The organism is Bradyrhizobium jicamae, assembly GCF_001440395.1.
In the GTDB taxonomy this organism is placed as follows: domain Bacteria; phylum Pseudomonadota; class Alphaproteobacteria; order Rhizobiales; family Xanthobacteraceae; genus Bradyrhizobium; species Bradyrhizobium jicamae.
In genome coordinates, this window is the sequence record NZ_LLXZ01000222.1 from 13,754 (window position 1) to 31,250 (window position 17,497).

At 64.3% G+C, this 17,497-nt stretch carries 17 protein-coding genes and 1 other RNA gene; 7 read left to right on the forward strand and 11 right to left on the reverse strand.

Annotated elements, in window-relative coordinates:
- Nucleotides 1-28 precede the first annotated feature (28 nt).
- From ruvB to CQ12_RS39535, 5 genes are all read right to left on the reverse strand, one after another.
- Nucleotides 29-1,078, reverse strand: coding sequence for a Holliday junction branch migration DNA helicase RuvB (gene ruvB, locus CQ12_RS39515; RefSeq protein WP_057840631.1), 1,050 nt, complete (start codon nt 1,076-1,078; stop codon nt 29-31).
- Entirely contained in the window at nt 1,075-1,494 is a 420-nt protein-coding gene (locus tag CQ12_RS39520) for a cytidine deaminase (RefSeq protein ID WP_057840632.1), read from the reverse strand. Before CQ12_RS39520 ends, ruvB begins: the two co-directional genes overlap by 4 nt.
- Before the next feature lie 138 nt (nt 1,495-1,632).
- A complete protein-coding gene (ruvA, locus tag CQ12_RS39525; protein ID WP_057840633.1) occupies nt 1,633-2,250 on the reverse strand; it encodes a Holliday junction branch migration protein RuvA in 618 nt (205 codons plus the stop codon).
- Nucleotides 2,247-2,771, reverse strand: a complete 525-nt coding sequence (gene ruvC, locus CQ12_RS39530; protein ID WP_057840634.1) for a crossover junction endodeoxyribonuclease RuvC — start codon at nt 2,769-2,771, stop codon at nt 2,247-2,249. The genes ruvA and ruvC overlap by 4 nt, the downstream gene beginning before the upstream one ends.
- Nucleotides 2,772-3,002: 231 nt before the next feature.
- Complete coding sequence (locus CQ12_RS39535) at nt 3,003-3,749, reverse strand: YebC/PmpR family DNA-binding transcriptional regulator (protein WP_057840635.1); 747 nt, start codon at nt 3,747-3,749, stop codon at nt 3,003-3,005.
- Nucleotides 3,750-3,950: 201 nt separating this feature from the next.
- Here CQ12_RS39535 and CQ12_RS39540 point away from each other — a divergent pair, with 201 nt between their 5' ends.
- The 5 genes from CQ12_RS39540 (at nt 3,951) to CQ12_RS39560 (ending at nt 11,369) form a co-directional block, all read left to right on the forward strand.
- A complete protein-coding gene (locus CQ12_RS39540) occupies nt 3,951-5,705 on the forward strand; it encodes a methyl-accepting chemotaxis protein (RefSeq protein ID WP_057840636.1) in 1,755 nt (584 codons plus the stop codon).
- Between the two features lie 108 nt (nt 5,706-5,813).
- Entirely contained in the window at nt 5,814-7,238 is a 1,425-nt protein-coding gene (locus CQ12_RS39545; RefSeq protein WP_057840637.1) for a methyl-accepting chemotaxis protein, read from the forward strand.
- 389 nt (nt 7,239-7,627) lie between these two features.
- Nucleotides 7,628-8,143, forward strand: a complete 516-nt coding sequence (locus CQ12_RS39550) for a (2Fe-2S)-binding protein (protein ID WP_057840663.1) — start codon at nt 7,628-7,630, stop codon at nt 8,141-8,143.
- Nucleotides 8,140-9,156 carry an FAD binding domain-containing protein gene (locus tag CQ12_RS39555; protein WP_057840638.1) on the forward strand — a complete coding sequence of 339 codons (1,017 nt, stop codon included), beginning with the start codon at nt 8,140-8,142 and terminating at the stop codon, nt 9,154-9,156. Before CQ12_RS39550 ends, CQ12_RS39555 begins: the two co-directional genes overlap by 4 nt.
- A gap of 5 nt (nt 9,157-9,161) precedes the next feature.
- A complete protein-coding gene (locus CQ12_RS39560; RefSeq protein ID WP_057840639.1) occupies nt 9,162-11,369 on the forward strand; it encodes a xanthine dehydrogenase family protein molybdopterin-binding subunit in 2,208 nt (735 codons plus the stop codon).
- A 36-nt stretch (nt 11,370-11,405) separates the two neighbouring features.
- On the opposite strand, the gene CQ12_RS39565 is transcribed toward CQ12_RS39560, so the two are convergent.
- From CQ12_RS39565 to ssrS, 4 genes are all read right to left on the reverse strand, one after another.
- A complete protein-coding gene (locus CQ12_RS39565; protein ID WP_057840640.1) occupies nt 11,406-12,059 on the reverse strand; it encodes a hypothetical protein in 654 nt (217 codons plus the stop codon).
- Between the two features lie 26 nt (nt 12,060-12,085).
- Nucleotides 12,086-12,907, reverse strand: coding sequence for a TIGR00282 family metallophosphoesterase (locus CQ12_RS39570; protein WP_057840641.1), 822 nt, complete (start codon nt 12,905-12,907; stop codon nt 12,086-12,088).
- Nucleotides 12,908-12,910: 3 nt separating this feature from the next.
- Nucleotides 12,911-13,486, reverse strand: coding sequence for a 5-formyltetrahydrofolate cyclo-ligase (locus CQ12_RS39575; RefSeq protein WP_057840642.1), 576 nt, complete (start codon nt 13,484-13,486; stop codon nt 12,911-12,913).
- Between the two features lie 165 nt (nt 13,487-13,651).
- Nucleotides 13,652-13,812: non-coding RNA, 6S RNA (gene ssrS, locus CQ12_RS41540), on the reverse strand.
- 200 nt (nt 13,813-14,012) lie between these two features.
- On the opposite strand from ssrS, the gene CQ12_RS43125 reads away from it, so the two are divergent.
- The gene (locus CQ12_RS43125) at nt 14,013-14,408 is read left to right on the forward strand and encodes an endonuclease domain-containing protein (protein ID WP_083519685.1); all 396 of its coding nucleotides are present in this window, start codon (nt 14,013-14,015) and stop codon (nt 14,406-14,408) included.
- Nucleotides 14,409-14,471: 63 nt separating this feature from the next.
- On the opposite strand, the gene CQ12_RS39580 is transcribed toward CQ12_RS43125, so the two are convergent.
- Together CQ12_RS39580 and CQ12_RS39585 are read right to left on the reverse strand one after the other, a co-directional pair.
- Nucleotides 14,472-14,855, reverse strand: coding sequence for a cell division protein ZapA (locus CQ12_RS39580; protein ID WP_057840643.1), 384 nt, complete (start codon nt 14,853-14,855; stop codon nt 14,472-14,474).
- Complete coding sequence (locus CQ12_RS39585; protein WP_057840644.1) at nt 14,852-15,172, reverse strand: DUF4164 domain-containing protein; 321 nt, start codon at nt 15,170-15,172, stop codon at nt 14,852-14,854. The genes CQ12_RS39580 and CQ12_RS39585 overlap by 4 nt, the downstream gene beginning before the upstream one ends.
- Before the next feature lie 287 nt (nt 15,173-15,459).
- Between CQ12_RS39585 and tkt the strand changes: the two genes are divergently transcribed.
- On the forward strand, nt 15,460-17,445 hold the full coding sequence (gene tkt / locus CQ12_RS39590) for a transketolase (protein WP_057840645.1): 1,986 nt from the start codon (nt 15,460-15,462) through the stop codon (nt 17,443-17,445).
- Nucleotides 17,446-17,497: the final 52 nt, after the last annotated feature.

A 17,497-nucleotide genomic window follows, 5' to 3' on the forward strand; every position in this document is an offset into this window, starting at 1 on the left:
ATCCCTGGAATGATCGGGTTCGAAGCGCTCAATCGTCGCTGTCGCCGTTGCCGAACAGGCCGAACTGCGCGGGATCGCGCGCGGGTTCCGCGAGGCCGAGATGGCGGAAGGCGTGCGATGTCAAAAGCCTTCCGCGCGGGGTGCGTTGCAGATAGCCGCACTGGATCAGGAACGGCTCGATGATGTCCTCGATCGCATCGCGCGGTTCCGATAGCGCCGCGGCCATGGTCTCGACGCCGACCGGGCCGCCGCCGTAGTTCAGCGCGATGGTCGTGAGATAGCGCCGGTCCATGGCGTCGAGGCCGGCGGCATCGACTTCCAGCGCGCTCAGTGCGTGGTCGGCGATGGCGCGGTCGACGGAGCTTGCATCCGCGGCCGAAGCGAAATCGCGGACGCGGCGCAGCAGCCGGCCGGCAATGCGCGGCGTGCCGCGGGCGCGGCGCGCGATCTCGTTGGCGCCATCAGGCGTCATGCCGATGTTGAGCACGCGGGCGCCGCGGCTGACGATCTTCTCCAGCTCTTCCTCGGTGTAGAAATTCAGCCGTACCGGAATGCCGAAGCGGTCGCGCAGTGGATTGGTCAACAGTCCGGCGCGGGTCGTCGCGCCGACGAGGGTGAACTTTGCGAGATCGATCTTCACCGAGCGCGCGGCCGGGCCTTCGCCGATGATGAGGTCGAGTTGAAAATCCTCCATCGCGGGATAGAGCACTTCCTCGACCGCCGGGCTGAGGCGATGAATTTCGTCGATGAAGAGAACGTCGCGCTCTTCGAGATTGGTCAGCAGCGCGGCAAGATCTCCGGCCTTTGCGATGACGGGTCCGGAGGTGGCGCGAAAGCCGACGCCGAGTTCGCGCGCCACGATCTGCGCCAGCGTGGTCTTGCCGAGGCCGGGTGGCCCGACGAACAGCACGTGATCCAGCGCCTCGCCCCGCTTGCGCGCCGCCTCGATGAAGATCGACAGATTTTTTCGCGCCTGCGCCTGGCCGACGAATTCCGACAGCAGTTGCGGGCGCAGCGCGGTGTCGCCGACATCGTCGGAGCGGCGCTCGGGCGTGACGATGCGGGAGGGGGTGTTCACTCGTTGCCCCTGCGGTACTTGTTGGGCAGCAGCTCGTCGATGGTCACGACCTTCGGCTCGCGGCCACTGTCGGGAACGATGACCTGCGCCTTGGTGTCGTAATCGTGGATCAGCTCGCGGCAGATGCCGCAGGGCGACACCACGGCAATACTGCCGGGCTCGTCCGGCTTGGGATGACGCACCGCGACAATGGTCTCGATACCATGATCGCCGGTTTCGGTAATGGCGCGGCCGATCGCAATGGCTTCGGCGCAGACGGCGATGCGGCCGATATAGGCGTCGATATTGACGCCGGTAACGATGCGGCCGTCGCGGGTACGCAACGCAGCGCCGACCTCCTGCCAGTCATTGCGATAACGCCGGCTGATCGCATCAGTCGCGGCGGCGATCAGCTCCTTGTCCTTTTCGCTCAGCATGACGGAAATACATTCCTTCGTCGGTCAATGGCGGACGTGTAGGGTGGGCAAAGGCGCATCTCCCGCCGTGCCCACCGTCTGGGTTAATACATTAAATGGTGGGCACGCTTCGCTTTGCCCACCCTACGGCCTCACCGCTCACTTCGCCAATTCCTTCAATCCCAGCCGGATAAGCTGCGCGGTCTCGGCATTCTCGCCCGCGCTGCGCGACGCCGTGGCAATCGCGGCGGCGGCCTGCGGCTGGCCGTAGCCGAGATTGACCAGCGCGGAGATCGCATCCGTGACCGGGCGCGGCGCGCGATCGTTGTCGATGGCGCCGGCGAGATGCACCACGGCGGGATCGACATTGGCGAATGCCGGCGCCTTGTCCTTCAACTCGGAGACGATGCGCTCGGCGACTTTCGGGCCGACGCCCGGCGTGCGCGATACGGCGGCCTTGTCGCGCAGCGCAATCGCGTTGGCGAGTTCGGCCGGCGGCAAGGTGCCGAGCACCGCAAGCGCGACCTTGGCGCCGACGCCCTGCACGGTCTGCAGCAGGCGAAACCATTCGCGCTCGGTGTCGGTGCGGAAACCGAAAAGCTTGATCTGGTCCTCGCGGACATAGGTCTCGATCGACAGCACCGCGGCCTCGCCGGGCGACGGCAGTGCCTGCAGCGTGCGCGAGGAGCAATGCACCTGATAGCCGACGCCGCCGACGTCGAGGATGACAAAATCCTCGCCGTAGGAATCGATCAGGCCCTTGAGTTTACCGATCATAGGCTCGCCACCCTCATCCGCAGCGCGGCGCCCTGGCGGTGATGCGCGTGGGTGATCGCAATCGCCAGCGCGTCGGCGGCGTCGGCGGATTTCGGCTCGGCCTTCAGCAGGATTTTCAGCATCACGGCGATCTGGTTCTTGTCGGCGTGTCCGGCGCCGACCACGGTCTTCTTCACCTGATTGGGCGCGTATTCCGCAACGGCAATACCGAACATCGCGGGCGCCAACATGGCGACGCCACGGGCCTGCCCGAGTTTCAGCGTGGCGACGCCGTCCTTGTTCACAAATGTCTGTTCGACGGCGGCCTCCGCGGGGCGGAAATCGCCGAGGACGGTGGCGAGCCCCTCATGGATCGCGAGCAGGCGGCTGGCCAAGGGCTGATCGTCCGGCGGCTCGACCGAGCCGCAGCCGATGAAGACGAGGCGGTTGCCCTCGGTCTCGATCACGCCCCAGCCGGTGCGGCGCAGGCCGGGGTCGATGCCGATGATCCGGACGGGGTGGCGAATCGGTGGGGATGTCATGGCGTAGTGATAACGCCAGAGCCGGGTGAACGAAACATAAAGAGAACGGAAATCCCAGCCAAAGCGGGCTGGCCTCCCAATCGCTGGCAAGCCGCGATCACCGAACCATCGTCGTCCCTGCGAAAGCAGGGACCCATAGCCACCGGCAGCTATTGGGCGAAAGGCATCTGCCACCCTGCCATAATCGATAAATCACGCGGTATGGGTCCCTGCTTTCGCAGGGACGACAGATCAGCCGCCCATCTTGGCGACCAGCGCGTCGGAGACCTCGAAATTGGCGTAGACGTTCTGGACGTCGTCGTGCTCGTTGAGGAGATCCATCAGCTTCAACAGCTTCTCGCCGGTCTCGTCGTCGACCGAAACCGTGTTCTGCGGCTTCCAGGTCAGCGCCGCCTTGCGGGCTTCGCCGAACTTCGTTTCCAGCGCTTTCGCCACCTCGCGAAAGGTTTCCTGCGAGGCATAGATCTCGTGGCCGCTTTCGCTTGAAACGACATCATCGGCACCGGCTTCGATCGCAGCTTCCAGCATCGCGTCGTCGGAGGCTTTGCTCGCATCATATTCGATGATGCCGGTGCGATCGAACATGAAGGCGACCGAGCCGGTTTCGCCGAGATTGCCGCCTGATTTGGTGAAGTAGGAGCGAATGTCGGACGCAGCGCGGTTGCGGTTGTCGGTCAGCGCCTCGACGATGACGGCGACGCCGCCGGGGCCATAACCCTCGTAGCGGATTTCGTCGTAGTTCTCGCTTTCGCCGCCGGTCGCCTTCTTGATGGCGCGCTCGATATTGTCCTTCGGCATGTTCTCCTGGCGCGCCGCGATGACGGCCGCGCGCAGCCGAGGATTCATGGCCGGGTCCGGGGTCCCCAGCTTGGCCGCGACCGTGATTTCGCGCGCCAGCTTGCCGAACAGTTTTGACTTCTGGGCATCCTGCCGGCCCTTGCGGTGCATGATGTTCTTGAATTGGGAATGGCCGGCCATGCGAGGTCTCTTGGTTCGTCCGGAGGGACGTTGGGGTGAAAGCGCGGCCTTATAGGCCGGCAATCAGGCAAAATCAAAGATTTGCGGCCGATTCGGCTACTAAAGTAGCGCCCGTCAGCCGGAAAATCAGGCAGTTGTTAACCATGACTTCATGCTCGGATGAGAGGATTTCGCACGCGTCCTCAACTTTTAAGAGACTCCATGCCCTTCGGTTTGTTCAAAAAGCAGGCGCCGGAAGCGGCAGCGACTGCCGCTGAAGCCAAGGTTCCGCGGGATCCGGCCGTGGCTGAGGCCGTCGGCGCCGAGGATTCGGCCAGGGCAATCCTCGAACTTCTGGACCTCGAACTCGGCGCCATGATCCGCCAGCTCGAGCGCGCGGCCAATTCGGTCGCCGGCGGGGCCGAGGCGACGGCTGCGACCCTCTCCACCATCCGCCGGCGCACCGACGCCCTGACCAACCGCACCAGCGCCGCGCAGGGCACGGCGACGACCTTTTCGCACGCCGCCGACAAGTTCACCCAGTCGGCACAGGGGATCGGCTCCCAGGTCCGCGACGCCGGCAAACTCGCCGACCAGGCCAGCGAGGCCGCCCGCGAAGCCAGCGTCAATGTCGACCGTCTGAGAGAATCGTCGGCCGCGATCGGCAATGTCGTCAATCTGATCGCCCAGATCGCGCGGCAGACCACCCTTTTGGCGCTCAATTCCACTATCGAGGCCGCACGTGCGGGCGAAGCCGGGCGCGGCTTTGCCGTGGTCGCCACCGAGGTGAAGGCGCTCGCGGTGCAGACCCAGAACGCCACCGAGGAAATCACCAAGAAGATCGAGGCCCTGCAGCGGGATGCCGCGGGCTCGGTCGATGCCGTGCATCGCATCACCCAGTCGATCGAGGCGATCCGCCCGGTATTCGAGAATGTCAACGGCGCGGTCGCCGAGCAGAACGCCACCACCGGCGAGATGGCCGACAATGCGGCCTCCGCTTCCTCCTTCATCGCCTCGGTCGGCGACAGCGCCGGCGAAATCGACAATGCGACCAAGGAAGCCGAGGCCCATGGCGAAAGCGTCGCCAAGGCCGGACGGGCCGTCACCGCGTTTGCGCAGAAGCTCAAATCGCGCTGCGCCGTGCTGCTGCGACAGGGCGGCCATACCGAGCGCCGCGAGCCGCAGAAGCTGCCCTGCAGCCTCAAGATCGAAATCCAGACGCCGCGCGGCGTGATGTCGGCGCCGGTCTACGAGATATCGATGGATGGCATCCTGGTCAGCGGGCCCGACGCCAACAGGCTGGCGCAGGGCCAGAGTTTCGATGCGACGCTGCAGGATGTCGGCCCCTGCCGCATTCGCATCGGCGAGCACGCCAAGGCCGGCACGCAGGCGCGGTTCGAGCGCAGCAATGCGGCGCTGACCGAGAAGATCGAAGACAAGCTGTTTTCGATTCAGGACGACAACACCGAGGCCGTTACCCGCGCGATGGAAGCCGGCGCGGCGCTGAAGAAGATCTTCGAGAACGCCGTCAACAGCGGCGCCATCTCGATGGAAGACCTGTTCGACACCAATTATGTCGAGATCGCAGGCAGCAACCCGGTGCAATACCGCACCAGAATGCTGGACTGGGCCGACCGCGCGCTGCTGCCGTTCCAGGAAGCGTTCCTCGCCAAGGACAAGCGGATGGCGTTCTGCGCCATGATCGACACCAACGGCTATCTGCCGGTGCACAACAAGATCTATTCGCACCCGCAGCGCCCGGGCGACGTCACCTGGAATACCGCCAACTGCCGCAATCGCCGCATCTTCAACGATCCGGCCGGACTTGCCGCCGGGCGCAACCAGCGCGCCTATCTGATCCAGAGCTACGCCCGCGACATGGGCAACGGTAACACGGTGATGATGCGCGAGATCGACGTGCCTGTCCGCGTCAACGGCCGCCACTGGGGCGGGTTCCGCACGGCTTACAAGCTCTAGTGCGCTCTCAGGCAAGACGCCAAGGCGCGAATCACGCTCTAAACTTGAAATTAGAATGCGATCGTCACAGTGGGCCGATCATCGGCTCTGACTGGAGAATGCTCTGATATGTCCGTTGTGCAGCGTGCAGTCCTGGACACTCTGTCCAACCAGACACTGGCCGAACGACTTATTGACCAGCTTGCCGACCGCATCGGCGGGCTCGGCGTGGAACTTGCGGATATCGCCGGCAACGTCCAGGAGGTCGCGAACCGCGTCGCGAACCAGTCGGAGCGATTCCACCACCTGCAGAAGACGGCGGAGACGATGGTCTCGGCCAACCGCGACATCGCCAACGCATCGCAGGCGGTGCAATCGACCACGTCCGCAGCCGTCGTGGAAATCGTTCAGTCGCGCAGCGCGGTGGATTCGGCCGTCCAGCACATCGCCGAACTCGTCGAAGCGGTCGGCCGCATCGAGGCCCGGCTCAGCGCCGTCGGCTCGGCCCTGTCGCAGGTTGCGAAAGTTTCCGGCTCGATCGAGGCGATTGCGAAGCAGACCAACCTGTTGGCGCTCAATGCCACCATCGAAGCGGCGCGCGCCGGGACCGCCGGCCGCGGCTTTGCCGTGGTCGCGAGCGAAGTGAAGAGCCTGGCCGAGGGAACGCGCCAGGCCACGCAGCAGATTTCCGACACCGTGCGCGATCTCGACGGCCAGATCGGCAGCCTGATCGGCGAGAGCAGCGACGCCTCACTTCGCGCCAAGAGCGCCGGTGAAGGTGCACGAGAGATCAGCGGCATCATCGCGCGCGTGCACCAGGGCATCGCGTCCGTGGGCCAGGAGATCGACGGCGTCGCCAGGGCCGCGACGTCCAATCTCGGCCATTGCGACACTGTCATCACCGAGCTCAATGAGCTCGCCAGGGGCGTCGACCTCTCCTCGCGCGATCTCAAGCACGCGGACGAGCGGGTGGCAAAGCTGCTCGAGACCTCCGAAGGCCTGATCGCGCTGATCGCCGACAGCGGCGTCGAGACCTCGGATGCACCCCTGATCCGCATCGTCGTCGACACCGCGAGGCAGATTTCCGACGCCTTTGAAAGCGCGATCGCTCGCGGCGAGATCACGGTCGAGCAGTTGATGAACGAGAAGTACCGCGAAATATCCGGCACCGATCCGAAGCAATATCTGACCGACTATGTCGCCTTCACCGACCGCATTCTCCCCTCCATTCAGGACCCGATCCAGAAGAGCGATCCGCGCATCGTGTTCTGCGTCGCCTGGGCCAAGGGCGGCTATCTGCCGACCCACAATCCGAACTACCGCCTGCCGCAGGGGCCCGATCCGGTCTGGAACAACGCCAATTGCCGCAACCGCCGCCTGTTCAACGACCGCGCGGTGAAGAAGGTGGCGGCGAACACCAAACCGTTCCTGCTGCAGACCTATCGGCGCGACATGGGCGGCGGCAATTTCGTGTTGATGAAAGACCTGTCGTCACCGATCTTCGTCCGCGGTCGCCACTGGGGCGCATTCCGGATGGGCTTTCGGCAGAGCTAACTCATGATCGGTCGTCGTGACTTGGCCTCGACATGCGGGCGCTGCCACTGAGGCGGCGGCGCCATGGCCTACAAACTGTAATCGCACATTTCATCTAAATTGCGCGCGTCGGTTCGCGCGAATTGCCGCAGGCTGCCTGCAAAATGCGCAGCGCGACGGCGCTACCGTACCATCCAATCTCGCCGCCATTGCAGGCGCGCATCGTGGCGTGAGCCCGATCCGCAAATCAGCATATCACATCCGTCGTTTTGAACCTTCTTCGCCTGAGCCGATTGTAGGTAGGCTCGAAATTCAGGCCGTCTTTTGCGTACGACAAACATGCCGGTGAAAGTCATCGTACTGACGCGCGGATATGACATCCCCTAGCACCGAAGCAGGCGGAGATGAAAATGACGCATTCTGGGACAACGAAGCCCAAAGGGCCGATCGCCGCAGCCCCGGAGAAAATTCCGATCACACTGATCGTCAATGGCGCAGAGGCAAAACTTTCGGTCGCGCCATGGACGACGCTGCTCGATGCGCTGCGCGACTATCTCGACCTGACCGGCACCAAGAAGGGCTGCGATCACGGCCAGTGCGGCGCCTGCACCGTGCTGGTCGACGGGCGGCGGATCAATTCCTGCCTGACGCTGGCAGTGATGAAGGAAGGCGCCGAGGTAACGACCGTCGAGGGCCTCGCACGCAATGGTGAGCTGCATCCGTTGCAACAGGCCTTCATCGATCACGACGCGTTTCAATGCGGCTATTGCACCTCGGGACAGATCTGTTCGGCCGCCGGCCTGATCGCCGAGGGCAAGGCGAAGACGGCCGACGAGATCCGCGAACTGATGAGCGGCAACATCTGCCGCTGCGGCGCCTATCCGAACATCGTGGCGGCAATCCAGCAGGCGATGGGGCGATCATGATACCTTTTCAATACACGCGCGCCAGCGACGTCGCCGACGCCATCAAGCAGATCGCCGCAGACCCATCCGCAAAATTCATCGCTGGTGGCACCAACCTGCTCGACCTGATCAAATACGATGTCGCAACGCCCACCCGGCTGATCGACATCTCACGCCTGCCACTCGGGAACGTGGAGGAGACCGCGAACGGCGGCGTTCTAATCGGGGCGCTAGTGCCGAATACCGACCTCGCCTACCATCCGCTGATCGAAGCGCGCTATCCGCTGCTGTCACGATCGATTCTGGCCGGCGCGTCGCAGCAGTTGCGCAACATGGCGTCGACCGGCGGCAATCTCGTACAGCGGACGCGCTGCTTCTATTTCTACGACGCGACGACGCCGTGCAACAAGCGCGAACCGGGCAGCGGCTGTTCGGCCATCGACGGCATCAACCGCATCAATGCAATCCTCGGCACGAGCCAATCCTGCATCGCGACCCATCCGTCCGACATGTGCGTGGCGCTCGCCGTGCTCGAAGCGATCGTGCATGTCACAGGTCCGGCCGGGGCGCGCACCATCGCATTGGCGGATTTCCACCGCCTGCCCGATAACACGCCGCAGATCGACACCAATCTGGAGCCCGACGAGATCATCACGGCAATCGAGCTGCCGGCAAAAGGTTTCAGCACGAACTACTCCTACCTGAAGATCCGCGATCGCCTCTCCTATGCGTTCGCACTGGTATCGGTGGCGGCAGCGCTCGAGCTTGACGGCGACACGATCAAGGAGGCGCGCGTGGCGCTCGGCGGCGTGGCGCATAAGCCATGGCGCAGTCCAGCAGCCGAAGTCGTCCTGCGCGGCCAGCGGGCTGATGCGAGCACATTTGCGAACGCCGCAGACATCCTGCTGCGCGGTGCCAGGGGTTTCGGACACAACGACTTCAAGATCGGCCTGGCGCGGCGCGCCATCGTGCGAACGCTCAGTCAGGCTGCGCGAGGCACGCCGCAGTCGATCTCCGACAAGAAAATACGGTGAGTGCAATGGCAAGCTATATCGGAAGCGCGACGTCCCGCGTCGACGGCCGAGCCAAGGTTACCGGCGAAGCCAAATATGCCGGCGAGTTCAACGTTTCCGGCCTCGTCCACGGCTATGTCGTCGACTCGCCGATCCCGAAGGGGCGGATCGTGCGCATCGACACCAGTGGCGCGCTCGGCGTTGCCGGCGTGATCGACGTGCTCACCCACAGCAATCGGCCGACAATGGCCGACAAGGATGACGCCTACAAGGACGAGGTCGCGCCCGAGAAGGGTTCGCCCTACCGCCCGCTCTACGACGACAGAATCCAGTTCACCGGGCAGCCGGTCGCGCTGGTGCTGGCGGAAGATTGGGAAACGGCGCGCGTCGCCGCGTCGCTGGTGAAGATCGAATACCAGAAGGAGCCGCACGTCACCGACCTGCAGGCAGAGCGCGCCAGGGCGTATGCCATCGACGTGCCGGAGAAGCCGCGCGGCGATGCCGAAAAGGCATTTGCGTCCGCCGCTATCAGCCACGCGGCCGAATACTCCATTCCGACCGAGCACCACAATCCGATGGAATTGTTTGCCTCGACGGCGATCTGGGAGAACGGCCAGCTCACCGTCTACGACAAGACGCAAGGCGTGCAGAACGTCCAGCAGTATCTTTGCAAGGTTTTCAAGCTGCAGCCCAATGCGGTTCGTGTCATGTCGCCCTATATGGGTGGCGGTTTCGGCGCGGGCCTGCGTCCGCAGTATCAGGTCGTGCTGGCCGTGCTGGGAGCGAACGCGCTCAAGCGCCCGGTTCGCGTCGTGCTGACGCGGGCGCAGATGTACGCGCTGGGCTACCGGCCGGCGAGCATCGAACGGCTGGCGCTCGGCGCGAGCAGCGACGGCCTGCTCGAATCGATGCAACATGAAGCCATCGCCGTGACCTCGCAGTTCGAGGAGTTCGCGCGCAACGACACCGGCTGGGGCAACCTGCTCTACAAGAGTCCCAACGCGAAGTTCGGGCACAAACTCGTCAAGCTCGACCTGCCGACGTCCAGCGACATGCGGGCGCCGGGCGCTGCGACCGGCGTCTATGCGCTGGAATGCGCGATGGACGAACTTGCCATCGCGCTCAAGACCGACCCGGTGCAGTTGCGGCTGCAATGCTACTCCGACCGCCATCAGGGCGAGGACCTTCCCTATACCAGCAAGCAACTGCGCGAGTGCTACCGGCAGGGCGCGGAGGCTTTTGGTTGGGACAAGCGCAACGCGGAGCCGCGCTCGATGCGCGACGGCAGCGAGCTGGTCGGCTGGGGCATGGCATCAGGCGTCTGGGAAGCGCTGCAGGTGCCGGCCACGGTCCGCATCGTGCTGACCGCGAACGGCCACGCCGAAGTGGCGACCGCCGCGTCCGATATCGGCACCGGCACCTACACGATCATGGCGCAGGTGGCGGCCGACATGCTCGGCCTTCCCATCGACAATATCAGCGTCAAGCTCGGCGATTCGACCCTGCCGCAGTGTCCGGTGGAAGGCGGCTCGTGGATCGCATCATCCGTGTGCAACGCCATCGCGAATACGGCGCGCGCGGTCCGCGGCGACCTGCTGGAACTTGCGAAGGCGACGAAGGATTCGCCGCTCGCAGGCGCCGGCGTCGATGATGTTGCGCTGATCGACGGCAAGATCGTCAGCAAGCAGGATGCAGGCCGCGCGGTCCCGATCGCCAGCGCGATGCAATCGGGCAAGGCCGAGCGCATCACGCGCGAGGAGATCAACCAGCCTTCCGAAGACAAGTCTCACGCGCGCAATGTGCACTCGGCGATCTTTGCCGAAGTCAAGGTGGACGAAGAGATCGGCATCATCCGCGTCATGCGCGTGGTCAAGGCCGTGGCCGCGGGCCGCATCCTCAACCCCAAGACGGCGCACAGCCAGGTCATGGGCGGCGTGGTCTGGGGCATCGGCATGGCCCTGCACGAGGAAACGCTCTACGACCATCGCTTCGGACGGGTGATGAACGCCAATATCGCAGAATACCATGTGCCCGTGAATGCCGACATCCACGACATCAAGGTCATCTTCGTCGACGAGCCGGACGAGATGGTCAACCCGCTCGGCATCAAGGGCCTCGGCGAGATCGGCATCGTCGGCGTCGCAGCCGCAATCGCCAACGCGGTCTATCATGCGACGGGAAAGCGCGTGCGCGACCTGCCGATCACGCTGGACAAGGTGATCGAATTTGTATGACAGCCCGGGCGCTTACGCTGGCGAGAAGTTCTCGCGCTAGCGCAGGCTCGCCGGCAGCTCAAAACCCTGGTATTCGCGCTTCAGCAACGCCTTCAGCGCCGGCATGTCCGGCGTCGCGTCCCTGGCCGGCATCGGGTTGTTGTCCGCCTTGACGAAATCGGGCGGCGTGCCGGGCAGCTTGTAGAGATTGAAACCGGTGCGGCGGACGGCGAAGTCGGCCTGCAGATAGCCGTCGCTCACCATCAGGCCGGCCGGCGCAACGTAGAACCCATCCTCGCGAAACGGGCCAAGGATCGAATAGGTCGTTGACTTCCTGCTGACATCGCTACGCTGGCTCGAGAGCTTTACCAGCTCGGTCTGCTCGCCATTGACGGTGACGTAGACGCGGCGCAACGGCAGTTCGGCCGCGTCCTGGGTGACCACGCTGATCAGTACCAGCACATATTTGCCAATCGCCCGATATTCCTCGGCGCTCGCCGGCCAGCAGAAATCGACCGACGATCCGCGCGCCGCGCCCTTCGGCGCCTGCTCCTTGGTTCGCAACGCAGCCTTCTCCAGCCGCTCCGTCATCTTGGCAGGCGTCACCGCGCCTTGCGATACCGGACGCTGGGTCAGCGTTTGGGCCTCGGCTGCAAGGCTAAGAAATAGCGTCAGCGCAACCAGCAGCAGCCTTGGTAGCAGCCCTGGCATCAACCTTCTCCGGCGTTTGAATCCTGTCAGACCCAGAACGCCGGCACCGCCGGCTCAAGCCTGCCGCCGGCCCGCACCGGCGCGACGCGCAGCGCGAGCCCGGTGGCATCATCGGTCTCGACCGCAACGCCACTGAGTGTCGCAACACCGGCGGCCGGTTCGAAGCGGGCCGACGGAATGCCCGTCGTGAAACGCCGCAGCGGCTCCTCCTTCTGCATGCCGATGACCGAGTCATAGTCGCCGGTCATGCCGGCGTCGCTCATATAGGCGGTGCCGCCGGTGAGGATCTGGTGATCGGCGGTCGGCACATGGGTGTGCGTGCCGACGACGAGGCTGGCGCGGCCGTCGCAGAAATAGCCGATGCCCTGCTTCTCGCTGGTCGCCTCGCCGTGGAAATCGACCACGACCGCGTCCGCCGCCTCACCGAGCGGACAGGCCTCGAGCTCACGATTGAGGATCTGAAACGGATCGTCGAACGGCGTCATGAAGACGCGGCCGATGGCGTTGACGACGAGCGCCCGCTTGCCGTTCTTGGTATCGACCAGCGCCGCGCCGCGGCCCGGCGTGCCCTTTGGAAAGTTTGCGGGGCGGACCAGTTTTGGCGCGCGCTCGATGAACACCAGCGCCTCGCGCTGATCCCAGGCGTGATTGCCGAGCGTGATGGCGTCGGCGCCGGCATCGAGCAGTTCCTGATAGATCGCCTCGGTGATGCCGAAGCCGCCGGCCGAATTCTCGCCATTGACGACGACGAGATCGAGCGCCCAGTCCCTGATCATGCCGGGAAGATGTTCCGCGATCGCAGTGCGGCCAGCGCGACCGACCACGTCGCCTACAAAAAGAATACGCAAAGTTCAGCTCCGGAAATCGAACACTTTCTTTTCCGTTAGCACATAATCCAGCGCCACGTCGTGCGGCAGCGCGGGAACGGTTTTTATTTCCTGCACGGAAAAGGCGGTGCCGATCGCCGTGATCGCCTTGGCTTTTCGCAAATGCGCCAGCGTGAAGTCGTAATGTCCCGCGCCGTAGCCGATGCGGTGCCCCTCGCGGTCGAACGCCGCCAGCGGCACCAGCATGATGTCGGGAATGAGTTCTGCCGCCGCCGGCGACGGTTCGAGGATGCCGAGCGGGCCCAGCATCAGACGGTCGTCGGGCGACCACGCGCGAAACGCCAGCGATTTTCCGCGAGACAGAACCGCCGGCAGTGCGAGCTTGGCGCCCTGCTCCGCGAGCTTGCGCATCAAGGGGGCCGGATCGATCTCGCTGCGGATCGGCGAGTATCCTGATACGACGAGGCCCGGCTCGATCCCGAACGGCAGGCCGCGCTTGGCCATCGCCTGCGCCGCGGCCGCGCGCTGCTCATCGCTCAATGCATCGCGCTTGGCGAGCGCGGCCGTACGGAGGTCGGATTTGGAGAGGGTTGTCGTCATGCCATGCTGCTCTTCGCCGTCATCACCCGCGAATGCGGGTGATCCAGTATTCCAGAGACTTTAGTGATTCAACCGAGACGCCGCGGCGTACTGGATACCCCGCATGCGCGGGGTATGACGGGACGTGCGCGGGTAGGACAAGTCACAAGCAAGAACAAACAAGAGCGCGAGGCCGCGATCGCCGTTGAAGCACTCGATCCCGGAGTTCCCTACGAAAGTAGGTGGGCACCATATGTCCGGATCCACGGACCCGGCCAGGGACAGTTCCCTAAAGGATCGATAAGGCCCCGGGGATATATGGCTCCTGACGCACGACGCAGCTTCGCAGGAACCAATGTAAGCGTTACGGGCCGAATGCGCCAGCGGGTTACGGACTTGCGATTGCTAAACAGCTTCCGAGACGGCCACTTGTACTCGCTCTTAAATTGCGCTCAACCTCACCCTCCACTGGAGGGGGAGGGTCGCGTAAAGTCGGCTTTGCCGACTTTACGCGGGGTGGGGTGATCTCTCAGCGAGCACACTGGTCATGGTTTCAACAGCTATCCGACGCGCCGCGGCAAAGAAACTGCGGGCAAACACCACGCCGCATCAGCGCATTCTCTGGCGTGCGCTGAAAGAGCTGCCAATCGAAGGCACGCACTTTCGGCGTCAGGCCCCGGTCGGTCCCTATGTCGTAGACTTCTTCTGTCCGGCTAAACGTTTAATCATCGAGCTCGATGGCGGGCATCACAATGATGATGCGATAGCCGCGCACGATAGCGAAAGGCAGGCGTGGCTGGAACAGGAAGGCTATCGGGTCATCCGCTTTTGGAATTCGGATGTTGCTGGCGATCTCAACGCGGTGCTGGAGCAGATTTATCTTGAAGTGCATGGTTCGCGGGATGCCGAACCGTTACCACTCAAACACCTCCGACGACGATAGATTTTCACCCCGCCCCGCCGCTGCGCGGCGACCAGCCCCCTCAAGGGGCGGGTGAAGAAAAAATCACCCGATGGCGACGCCGTTGCCGATGGTGCGGTTGATCACCTGCGTGGTTTTTTCGATGCGGTCGGCGGCGGCGTTCAGCGCGTTGGCGACGGCAACCTGGGTGGCCCTGGCGCGGTCGGCGGCGGCGGTGCGGACGTTGCGCAGGGTTTCGAGTTCGCCCTCCAGCGCGCGGATGCGCGCGTTGGCATCGACCAGCTCGTCGCACACGGTGAGCGCCGCCATCACCGTCAGCCGCGCATCGCCGATCTCGCCGAACTTGCCGCGCAACTCACCGACCCGCGATTCCAGGCTCTCGGCGAGTTTGAGGAGCCGCACCTCCTGCCCTTCCTCGCAGGCCATGCGGTACTGCCGGCCGTTGATGGTGACGTTGATGTGGCTCATTCATCCTCTCCGGCGTCGAGCACCGCGCGGATGGTGCCGATCGCGGCATCCAGTTTTTCCGATATCTCGCGATTGGCGCGCTCCAGCCGCCGCGTCTTCACCAGCGAACCGTCGAGTTCGTCGGCAAGACGCGAGCGATCGGCGCCGAGCGCCTGGATCCGGCTCGCCAGTTCGTTCTCGTCGCGGTCGGCGTCGCGCCGCCGCTCGGCGGCAGCCTCGAGCGCGTCGAGCGCCAGCATCAGGCGCCGCGTTGCGACGTCGATGTCGACTTGGACCGACTCGGCATTGCCGACACCGTTAGTGTGACGATCGCTCATGGGAGACAGCGCGCACCTTCGCCTGAGCCCGCCGGACGGCAGCAAAATCCGCGGTTCGGCAAGCGGTTAGAGCACGAAATTTACGTGGCAAGCGAGGGAAGCGCAACGCCGACGCGAAGCTATGCACTGCTAAGCAACTTTTTGGACCGGAAGCGCGTTTCCCCGCCTTGGACTCGGGGGGATTGAGGTGCTATCCAGCCCGCACTTCCCCCTAAGCACGCCCGTATTCCGGCCTTCGCCCGGTACGTACCCCTAACCAAGCACCTCATTTCAGGCGGATTTTCATCATGACGCAGGTCGATCATACCCGTATGGCCAATGCGATTCGCGGGCTTGCCATGGATGCCGTCGAAAAGGCGAAATCCGGCCATCCTGGCCTGCCGATGGGCGCAGCCGACATTGCGACCGTGCTGTTCACGCAGTTCCTCAAATTTGACGCAACTGATCCGAACTGGCCGGACCGCGACCGCTTCGTGCTGTCGGCCGGACACGGCTCGATGCTGCTCTATGCCTTGCTGTACCTCACCGGCAACAAGGACATGACGCTCGACCAGATCAGGAATTTCCGCCAGCTCGGCTCCAAGACGCCGGGTCACCCTGAAAACTTCGAGACCAGCGGCGTCGAGACCACCACCGGCCCGCTCGGCCAAGGCATCGCCACTGCGGTCGGCATGGCGCTGGCGGAAAAGATGCTGGCTGCCGAGTTCGGCAAGAAGGTGGTCAGCCATCACACCTACGTGCTCGCCTCCGACGGCGACCTGATGGAAGGCGTGTCGCAGGAAGCGATCGCGATGGCCGGGCACTGGAAGCTGAACAAGATGATCGTGCTGTATGACGACAACGGCATCTCGATCGACGGCCCGACCTCGCTGGCCGATTCGGTCGACCAGGTGAAGCGCTTCAAGTCCGCCGGCTGGGCCGCCGAGCTGATCGACGGCCAGGATCAGGCGGCGATTGCGGCCGCGATCACCCGCGCGCAAAAATCCAACAAGCCGTCGCTGATCGCCTGCAAGACTACCATTGGCTATGGCGCGCCGACGCGCGCCGGCACGGCGAAAGCCCATGGCGAAGCGCTCGGTGCCGACGAACTCAAGGGCGCCAAGGAAAAGCTCGGCATCTCGCTCGAAGCCTTCTCGGTGCCCGACGATGTGCTGAAAGCGTGGCGCGACGCCGGCAGCCGCGGCGCTGCCGCGCGTCAGGAATGGGAAAGCGTTTTCGCCGAGCTCGGCCCCCGCAAGCGCGCCGAGTTCGAGCGGCGGTTGCGACACGAGCGGCCGGCTGCGCTGTCGAAGGCGCTGCGCGCGCACAAGAAGGCACTCTTGGAATCGCCGCAGAATGTGGCCACGCGGAAATCCTCCGAATCCGCGATCGAGGCGATTGCGGCTGCGATGCCGATGGAATTCCTTGCCGGATCCGCCGACCTCACCGGCTCCAACAACAACAAGGCGAAATCGGCGGTGGCGTTCTCGGCCAAGACGCCGAAGGGCCGCTTCATCCATTACGGCATCCGCGAGCACGGCATGGCCGCGGCGATGAACGGCATCTTCCTACATGGCGGCTTCGCGCCGAACGGTGCGACCTTCCTGGTATTCACGGACTATGCGCGGCCCGCGATGCGGCTTGCCGCGCTGATGGGTGCGGGCGTCGTCTATGTGATGACCCATGATTCGATCGGGCTCGGCGAGGACGGACCGACGCACCAGCCGGTCGAGCATCTCGCAGCACTTCGCGCCATTCCCAATATGCGCGTGTTCCGGCCCTGCGACGCCGTCGAGGTCACCGAATGCTGGGAGCTGGCGCTCAATCGTATCGACGGCCCGACGGTGCTGGCGCTGACCCGCCAGAACCTGCCGCAACTGCGCACCAATGCGCCTAACGATAATCCTTGCGCGCATGGCGCCTATGAACTGGTCGCAGCCCAGGGCGAAGCCAAGGTGTCGCTGTTCGCCTCGGGCTCCGAGGTCGAGATCGCGGTGGCCGCCCAGAAGCAACTGGCGGAACGCGGCATCCCGTCGCGGGTGGTTTCCGTGCCCTCGCTGGAGCTGTTGCTGGCGCAGCCCGAGGACCGCCAGCAAGCCATCATCGGCAATGCGCCGGTCAAGGTCGCCATCGAGGCAGCGGTACGCTGGGGCTGGGATGCCATCATCGGCCATGACGGCGAATTCGTGGGCATGCACGGTTTCGGCGCCAGCGCGCCCGCCAAGGACCTTTTCAAGCACTTCGGCATTACCGCCGAGGCCGTCGTTAACGCTGCCGTGAAGCGCCTGGGCTGACGGTTGAGGTCCGGGGGAAAAAGGTCTACCTAGACCCCCATCTTGACCGTTC